Below are 8,553 nucleotides of genomic sequence, written 5' to 3' on the forward strand. Positions count from 1 at the left end.
TACGGAGTCTACTACAAGCTAAAGAGGTGACAGAGAATGCCGCGCTCAAAAAGTGCCAGCGCAAGCAATAGAAAACGTAAGAAGCTATTTCAGGTAACAAAGGGGTACTGGGGAAGAAAGAAGAATGTCTACCGCCGTGCCCGGGAGGCCTTCCTCAAGTCCATGTCCAATGCCTACAGAGACCGCAAACGGAGGAAACGCGACTTCCGCCGGCTCTGGATCACCCGCATCAACGCAGCGGCCCGCCTTAACGGCATGTCCTACAGCAATATGATGAACGGCCTGAAGAAGGCCGAGGTGGATATCAACAGAAAGATGCTCGCCGATCTGGCCGTCAATGACGCACAGGCGTTCACGCGCCTTGTCGAAACGGCGCGGGACGCCCTCAAGAAGTAACCCGCTTCCAGGTGAAGAACAAGGGCGCCGTCCGGATGAAAAGAGAGCTAACAGGGTTCCTGCAGAATCGCAGGGACCCTCGTTGTATTGCAGGAAGCAGGGAAGGCAGAGGGTTCTCTCCGTGTGGGCGGGACCAGGTTCCGGAACGACCTGTTGGGAGGAGATAGCTGTGTTCGACAAGGTTGACAGATTGAGAGAAGAGTGCCGAAAGGCCCTGGAAGAGGCGACGGACTCCCAGACGCTGAATGAGGTGAGGGTCCGCTATCTGGGGAAAAAAGGGGAGCTGACACAGATCCTCCGGTCCCTGGGTTCGCTCCCCAAAGAGGAGCGGCCCAGTGTCGGCCAGGCCGTGAACGCACTCCGGGAAGAGATGGAAGAGCGTTTTGCCCGCCGGCAGGAGGAGATTCTGCATAGGGAGCGGGAGAGCCGTGAGGAAGAGGACTGGATTGATGTCACCCTCCCTCCCCGTACAAGGGGATGGGGCGCCTTCCATCCCGTAGCACAGGTCACCCAGGAGGTCATCGATATCTTCGTGGGATTGGGATTCTCCGTGGCCACCGGTCCCGAGCTTGAAGACGACTTCCACAACTTCGAGGCGCTGAATATCCCCCCCCATCATCCGGCCCGGGACATGCAGGACACCTTCTACATGGAGGACGGTCGGGTACTGCGGACGCAGACCTCGCCTGTGCAGATCCGGTCCATGCAGCAGTACGGCGCTCCCCTGCGCATCATCTGTCCGGGGAAGGTGTTCCGCCGCGACAGCGACCCGACACACTCCCCCATGTTCCACCAGCTGGAGGGACTGCTGGTGGACCGTGATGTATCGGTGGCGGACCTCAAGGGCTGTCTCGACGCCTTTGCCCAGGAGATCTTCGACCGCCCGCTGGATGTCAGATATCGTTCGAGCTATTTCCCCTTCACCGAACCCTCGCTGGAGATGGATGTCTCCTGTGTCGCCTGTGAGGGCCGCGATCCACAGTGCAGGATCTGCAAGGGAAGCGGTTGGCTTGAGATCTCCGGGCTTGGCATGGTCCATCCCAACGTGCTCCGTTCCGGCGGGATCGATCCCGACGAATTCAACGGCTTCGCCTGGGGGATGGGGCTCGACAGGATCGCCATGCTGAAATACGGCCTCAAGGATCTCCGCATCCTCTTCGAAGGCGACGCCTCGTACCTGACTCATGGGAGGGTGTACTGATGCTCGTTTCGTTACAGTGGCTCAAGGAACTTGTCCATATCCCCGCCGCAACGGAGGAGCTGACCGAGAAGCTCACCGATTCGGGCAGTGAGATCGAGGGCGTCGAACGCCCCGGGGAGCATCTGTCCGATATCGTCATCGGCGAGATCAAGGCCATCGACAGCCATGCCTCCCGTGATGCCCTCAAGGTGGCGGATGTGGACTGCGGCGGAGAAGGGGTCTTCCGCTGCGTGACCGGCGCCCCCAACGCGGCTGTGGGGCAGCGGGTGCCCTTCGCGCTCCCGGGCGGTCGTCTGGCCGACGGCACGGTGATCGGGGAACGGGAGTTTGACGGTGTGCTCTCCTCGGGGATGGCCCTCTCGGCCGGGGAACTGGGGATCCCGGAAGCGGAAACGGAGTTCGGCCTCCTGGAGCTGCCTGATAATGCACCTGTGGGGAAAGACTGCATCAGTTGGCTCAACCTGGACGACACCGTTCTGGATGTAGCCATCACGCCCAACAGAGGCGATCTCCTCAGCATGCAGGGCATGGCCCGGGAGGTGGCGGGGATCATCCCCGGTGCCGAGCTCAGGGAACAGCCGCTTCCCGGCCTGGGCGACGAGGAGTGGCCGGTCTCCTTCGACGGACTCGTCATCGAAGACAGCGGATGTCTGCTCTACACGCTTGGCCTGGCGGAAGGCATCACCATCGCCCCGTCGCCGCTGCCTCAGCGGATACGGCTCGCCCGTTCCGGGATACGTCCCATCAACAATGTTGTCGACGTCACCAACCTGGTGATGCTGCACTGGGGGCAGCCTCTCCATGCCTTTGACCTCGACAGGCTCCCCGCCGGGGATATCGGGGTCCGCTCCGCCGCGGAAGGAGAACGCCTGGTGACCCTCGACGGGAAGGAACGGCTTCTCGAGGAGGGCGATCTCTGTATCACCAGCGGCGGGACCTCCATCGGTCTGGCCGGGGTGATGGGCGGGGAAGACACCGAGGTGACCGGGGAGACAAAACGGATCGCCCTGGAATCGGCGGTCTTCGCCTACGACAAGGTAGGGAGGACATCCCGACGTCTGGGACTTGGATCGGAAGCGGCCTTCCGGTTTGCCCGCGGTGTTGCGCGGACCAAGACAATGCCCGCCCTGGCCCAGGCCCTCCAGCTGTTCCGCGAACAGGCGGGAGCCAGGACGGACTACCGCCCCCTTGTCAGCGGAGAGCCCGCCGAGCCGGAACGCACCGTTTCCCTCCGACGCTCCGTACTGCAGCGGATGCTCATGCAGGACGATCTGGAAAGGGCTGCAGCCATCCTGTCCGGCCTCGGGTTCGCGGAGACCGGGCGAAGCGACGAGAAGCGCACCTTCACGGTCCCTGCGGCACGGCTGGACGTGCATATCGAGGAGGACCTGGTGGAGGAGGTGGCCCGGGTCGAAGGATACGACAAGGTACCGTCACGGATACCACCGCAGCTGTACAGGCCCGGAACCACAGGCGACATGGTATCGGTGACCCGGCGATTGCGGGAGACCTGCATGGGCAGGGGATATCTGGAGATCGTCACCTACAGCTTTGTGGCCCCCCAGGATGTGGAGGCTCTCGGTTTCCCTGATGACGATGTCAGGGGCCGCCCGCTTCCTGTGGCCAATCCAATCAGCCAGGATCAGTCGGTCATGAGAACCCAGCTGTTGCCCGGACTGCTGAAGGCGCTGTCGCGGAATCTCCGCAGCGGCATCCGGGGACCCCTGCGGCTTTTCGAAACGGGGAATGTCTTCCACCGTACCGGGAACGGTCACTGCGAGCCGGTTCGAATCGGCGGTATTCTCAGCCCCGGTCGGGCGCAGCTCGCCCTCTACGGCCAGGAGGACTTTCTCTCCGTCAAGGGCGATGTCCTTTCGCTCTTTGAAGCCGTCGGGCTGCGGCCCCGCTTTGAGCAGGCCCGGGAGCCCTTTGGTCATGCGGGACAGACGGCCCATATCTACATCGGTGATCGGCTGATCGGATATCTGGCCACAGTCAAGTCCGCGCCGGCGGACCGGATGGGGATCAATCGGCCGGTTTACGCCTTTGAACTGGATCTGGAGCACCTCGCCGGCCGTTCCGAGGTTCACTTTGGCTCCGATTTGCGCTATCCTCCTGTTTATCGGGATATTGCGATCATGGTTCCCCGGAAGGCAGGAGCCCGGGAGCTCGCCGAGATGATCGCCGAACTGGCCGGTGAATGGGCTGGTCATATCCAGCTGTTCGACACCTATGAAGGGGCGGGGATACCGGAAGGAGCAAAAAGCCTGGCCTTTTCCATCGCCTACAGGCATCCGGAACGGACCTTGAACGACGAAGAGGTGGAAGTTGTTCATCAACATGTGCGGGAAGAGCTCGCACAGAGGGGATACCAGCTGCGCTAGACCGTATACCGAGGAGGAGGCGAACAGAGTGTTGGAACGACTGGAGACGATGGAACAGCTCGTGGAGAAGGTGCAACAGCGGATGCATGGCTTTGCGCAACGGTGCGACAAACTCGAATCGGAGCTTGAGGAAAACAAGAAGCAGCTGCAGAACAAGGACCTCGAACTCATCCGGCTCCGCAAGGAACACCAGCGCCTGGTGGAACAGAAGGAGCGGGAGGCCATGCAGCTGAAAAAGGAGCGCAAGCAGGCCCAGGAGAAGCTGCAGGAGATCCTGAACCGGTTCAAAGCGCTTTCCGGGGATAGCGATAACCAGTCATAGAGCATGCGGACGTGAGGTATATGGAGAAGGTGCCCAAGCAGGATCCGGATAACAGGCCCGAGACGTTGCAAATCGGTCCAAAGCATTACCGTATCGTCACCAGTATCGATGAGGCGAGCTATGACCGCGTTGCCGAACTCGTGCAGCAGGTTGCCGCCTCCATACCCCAAGGTGTGTCCCAGGAGGAGCGCCTGCTGTTGACCTGCCTCAAGCTTGGGCTGACAATAGAGAAGACCTCTGACGCGTTACGCTGCCTGGTCCCGGAAGGTGATGAAAAGAGTGAACTCGATCGTTGATATCGTTGCCGCCCTGGTTGCCGCCTTCCTGCTCTTTCGAGGGTTCTGGCGGGGAGGATCCGGTGAGATCCTGTCCATGCTCGGTACGGTTGGCGGTGTGCTCCTGGCCTGGCTCTACGGTCCGGATCTCCGGCCCCTGATTGTCGACCTGACGGGGATCGACGCCGGCGTGGCCCAGATTCTCGCCATGGTGGTCATCTTTGTGGCGGTGACCCTTTTTGCGTCACTGCTCCAGTTGTGGGTGAAGGCCTTCCTGCGGATCACCCGGCTTTCCCTGCTAGACAGAATCCTGGGCATCGGCGCCGGTGCGGCCAAGGTGGTGGCTCTGCTGTTGCTGGTCTATGTGGGCGGCATACTCCTCAGCCCTGTTGTCCCCAACACATGGATGAGGGGAAGCAAGGCGATGGAGCTTGCGGCGGCGATCTGGCCGGTCCTCCAGAAGAACCTCCAGGAGCGGGGGGTGGAGATCCCCGATTCGGCCGACCTTTCGACCCCCGGTGCGGTCCAGTCGCCTCTCCAATAGGAAGACCTTCACCGTGCCATTCGAAAACAGAAGACAGGGAGGTTCCTCATGATATGCAATGAACGAACGGAACAGGCCCTGGAGCTGGACGCGATTCGGAAGATGCTGACGGCACGCTGCCGCACCCAGTTGGGGGTGCGGCACTTTCTTGAGCTCCGGCCTTTGGAGAAACACGAAACCCTCCAGCGCCATCAGCGATTGCTGCGAAGCTATATCGCCTATCGGGAACACTACGGGGAGCTGCCCTGGGACAACAGCCTGGAATCGGTGGAGCGGCTGCTGGGGGAGGCCCAGGAGACCGGTCTGCTGACCGGACAGGAGCTGTTGAAGATTCGGCGGCTGCTGCACGTTGCGGAGCAACTCCGGAAACGGATCCGTGCCCTCCGTGACGAATACCCCGACCTTCAGGAACTGGGGCGGGCTCTCAACGACTATGGGGAGGACCTGCAGGCGCATGGTATCCTCGATGACGACGGGAGGCTCTACGACTCGGCTTCGCCAAGACTTGCGGAGATCCGGGGCCGTCTGGAATCCATGCGGAGGACCACGCGGAGCAAAGGGCAGCGCATCCTTTCCTCGCCGGAGATCCAGCAGAAACTCCAGGAACGGGTGCTGACCCTTCGGGACGGGCGGTTCGCCGTGCTTGTCCGGCAGGAACACGCAGGCACCTTCCCCGGCATCGCCCTGGAACGATCCGGGTCGGGGAATTCCGTGTACATGGAGCCGAAAAGCCTGGTGCCTCTGAACAACTCCATGGCGCTGCTGCAGCGGGAGGAACAGCAGGAAGAGCGGCGCATTCTCGGGAAGCTGACCCGTCGCCTCATCGGACGCATTGCAGCCATCGGGCGGGCTGAGGGTGTGCTGGGCAGACTGGATGGGCTGTACGGTGCGGTGGACTGCATCCTGCAGTCCAGGTGGACGATCCCGGAGTTGACCGAACACAGCCGCATCGATCTCCGCAATGCGGTCCATCCGCAACTCAGGACCGAACCGGTGCCGATTGATATCCACGTCGGTCGCGGCTTTGGCCAACTGGTGATCACCGGTCCCAATACGGGCGGCAAAACCGTGGCTCTGAAAACCCTGGGCATAGCCCTCTTTCTCGCCTGGTGCGGCCTTCCCGTACCGGCGGCCGAGGGCTCCGTGGTGGGGGATTTCGACAGGGTGGAAGCCGATATCGGCGACGAGCAGAGCATCGAACAGAATCTCTCCACCTTCAGCGGACACATGACGGCCATGATCTCCATCCTCGAGAATGCCACGGAGCACAGCTTGGTGTTGCTCGATGAACTGGGTGCGGGAACGGACCCCCAGGAGGGGGCCGCCATCGGGATTGCCGTCCTGGAGGAGCTCAGACGGCGCGGCACCCGGTGTGTGGCCACCACCCACCACAATCCGATCAAGCGGTACTCCCTGGTGACCGCCGATGTCGAGACCGCCAGTGTGGAATTCAATCCCGATACCCTCTCGCCCACCTATCGACTCCTCATCGGGATACCGGGAAAGAGCAACGCCCTGAATATCGCGCGGAAGCTCGGCTTCCCCTCCCACCTGCTCGACGAGGCGGTCACGCATCTCGAGGGGGAAGAGGGGAGCATCGAGGAGCTGATCTCGGAGCTGCAGGAAAAACAGACCAGTCTGAACGAGCGTGAGCGAGAAGTGGAAGAGCGGGCGGCCCAAGCCAGGCAGATGAAAGAAAACTACGAACAGAAGGTGCACAGTCTGGAGGAGAAGAAGGAGGCGATCATCGCCGGAGCAGACCGGCGTGCCAAAAGGATCGTCCGGGAGGCGGAAGAGGGTGCCCGCAGGCTGATGAAGGAGATGGAGGAGGCCGGCAGAGCCGGATCACTGCAGAAGGCCCGGTCGGAAGGCAGCGGCGGGCTGAAGCGGGTGGAAAAACAGATTGATCAACGCGAAGACCAGCGCAAGACAAGGAAGTCCTCGGCCGGCCGGGGCGAGGCGATCGGTGTCGGTGACCGTGTCCGGCTGGTAGAGAGCAAGGTGGAGGGGGAGGTGGAGCGTATCAACAACGCCGAGGCAACCGTGCTGGTTGGCGGCATGCGTGTCCAGGTACCGCTGAAACGGCTGGAACGTCAGCAGCAGTCAGGCGGACAGGAGGGCCGAAGACAGGAGCGTGCCCCTGTCCATGTCCAGGTTGCCCGGCCTGCGGAGCAGGTCCCCGCCTCGCTTTCCGTTCGGGGGATGAATCTCGCGGAGTCCATTCCCCTGGTGGAACAGTACCTTGATAAGGCCTACCGATACGGGTACGATACAGTAACGATCATACACGGCAGGGGGAAGGGGATCCTCCGCAAGGAGGTCCAGAAGCTCTGCAAACAGATTCCCTACGTTGCCGAATACCGCCTCGGTGGTCCCGGGGAGGGCGGGTACGGCGTGACGGTTGTTCGATTCCGGCGCTGACAGGATGGGCACACTGCTGTTCCTTCGTAGGGGAGACAGGGTATCCTGTGGTGCCACGAGAGACATGGGGAGGCAGGAGTAGTACACAAAGAACCTCGCGTGGACATGGTCTGTAACTGTGGAAAACTGGGATCGGGAAGGAAAACAGTTTGGCGTGCCCGGGGGGATTCGAACCCACGACCTTTGGCTCCGGAGGCCAACGCTCTATCCAACTGAGCTACGGGCACGCGCCAAGCAAGAGGAATAATACCACGGCGGGAGGAAGGTTTCAACAGCTTTCTGCTTCGTCTTGAGGGAGACCGGGGGAACGCGATGCACGAACTGTTGCTTTTGCTCGTTTTCAGCGCCACCTGGGCGGTCACGCTTCCCGGAACGGTGCTTCTGCAGTGGAAATGGCTTGTCCCCCTCTATGCCTTCTGGCTTGTGCCGGCAGGCGGCGTGCCGTTGGTATGGGGCCTCTGCATCGCGGGAGCGAGCCTGCTCGTCTATGGTCTCCTTCCGTCTGGGGCACGTCGCCGGGCGCATCGGAATGTGTCGGAGGCGCTGCAGGTCTTCACCATCCGGAGAAAGCTCTACCGATACTGCGCCCTGATCTTTCCGCTGGTGGTCTACCCGATTCTGGGGACAGGGACAACACGCTGGGTGATGGCGGGGATCGCGGCAGGGGTGGTAGCTGTTGACCTCCTCCGTACAAGGGTGCCCCCTCTGCGGCATCGGCTGGCCCGCACATTCGCGGCCATCGCAAAGCAGGAAGAAGGGAGAGGCCTCTCCCGGACCTCGCTTTTCCTTGCGGCTCTGGGGATCGTTGCCCTCTTCCCCGGACGGTATCCGGGACCGGCGGCCATGGTGATCCTGGTTCTCGGTGACGCCTGGGCGGTGCTTGCCGGATCCCGTCTCAGCACACCGGCTATCGGGCGGGGCAAGAGCCTGGGAGGGACCGTGGCCGCCTTTTGCGCGGGGTGGATGGGTGCCTATGCGGCCCTCGGTACCCTCTATGCTCCGCTGACACC

At 62.0% G+C, this 8,553-nt stretch carries 8 protein-coding genes and 1 tRNA gene; 8 read left to right on the forward strand and 1 reads right to left on the reverse strand.

Features of this window, described 5'->3' with window-relative positions; all coding sequences use genetic code 11:
• Positions 1-36: 36 nt before the first annotated feature.
• From rplT to K9L28_05665, 7 genes are read left to right on the forward strand one after another with little or no spacing between them, the layout of a single operon-like run.
• Positions 37-396: a 50S ribosomal protein L20 gene (gene rplT, locus K9L28_05635; protein ID MCF7935799.1), complete on the forward strand. Its 360-nt coding sequence runs from the start codon at positions 37-39 to the stop codon at positions 394-396.
• Positions 338-1,597, forward strand: coding sequence for a phenylalanine--tRNA ligase subunit alpha (gene pheS / locus K9L28_05640; protein ID MCF7935800.1), 1,260 nt, complete (start codon positions 338-340; stop codon positions 1,595-1,597). Before rplT ends, pheS begins: the two co-directional genes overlap by 59 nt.
• Positions 1,597-3,981, forward strand: a complete 2,385-nt coding sequence (pheT, locus tag K9L28_05645) for a phenylalanine--tRNA ligase subunit beta (protein ID MCF7935801.1) — start codon at positions 1,597-1,599, stop codon at positions 3,979-3,981. Before pheS ends, pheT begins: the two co-directional genes overlap by 1 nt.
• A gap of 28 nt (positions 3,982-4,009) precedes the next feature.
• Entirely contained in the window at positions 4,010-4,303 is a 294-nt protein-coding gene (locus K9L28_05650) for a hypothetical protein (protein ID MCF7935802.1), read from the forward strand.
• A 20-nt stretch (positions 4,304-4,323) separates the two neighbouring features.
• Entirely contained in the window at positions 4,324-4,599 is a 276-nt protein-coding gene (locus K9L28_05655) for a hypothetical protein (protein ID MCF7935803.1), read from the forward strand.
• Complete coding sequence (locus K9L28_05660; GenBank protein MCF7935804.1) at positions 4,583-5,122, forward strand: CvpA family protein; 540 nt, start codon at positions 4,583-4,585, stop codon at positions 5,120-5,122. The genes K9L28_05655 and K9L28_05660 overlap by 17 nt, the downstream gene beginning before the upstream one ends.
• Positions 5,123-5,170: 48 nt before the next feature.
• Entirely contained in the window at positions 5,171-7,543 is a 2,373-nt protein-coding gene (locus tag K9L28_05665) for an endonuclease MutS2 (protein ID MCF7935805.1), read from the forward strand.
• Positions 7,544-7,693: 150 nt separating this feature from the next.
• On the opposite strand, the gene K9L28_05670 is transcribed toward K9L28_05665, so the two are convergent.
• Positions 7,694-7,770, reverse strand: a tRNA-Arg gene (locus K9L28_05670).
• Positions 7,771-7,855: 85 nt separating this feature from the next.
• Between K9L28_05670 and K9L28_05675 the strand changes: the two genes are divergently transcribed.
• Positions 7,856-8,553, forward strand: a 698-nt coding sequence (locus tag K9L28_05675; GenBank protein ID MCF7935806.1) for a hypothetical protein, incomplete at its 3' end; no start/stop codon positions are given.

Source organism: Synergistales bacterium, from assembly GCA_021736445.1.
GTDB lineage: Bacteria > Synergistota > Synergistia > Synergistales > Aminiphilaceae > JAIPGA01.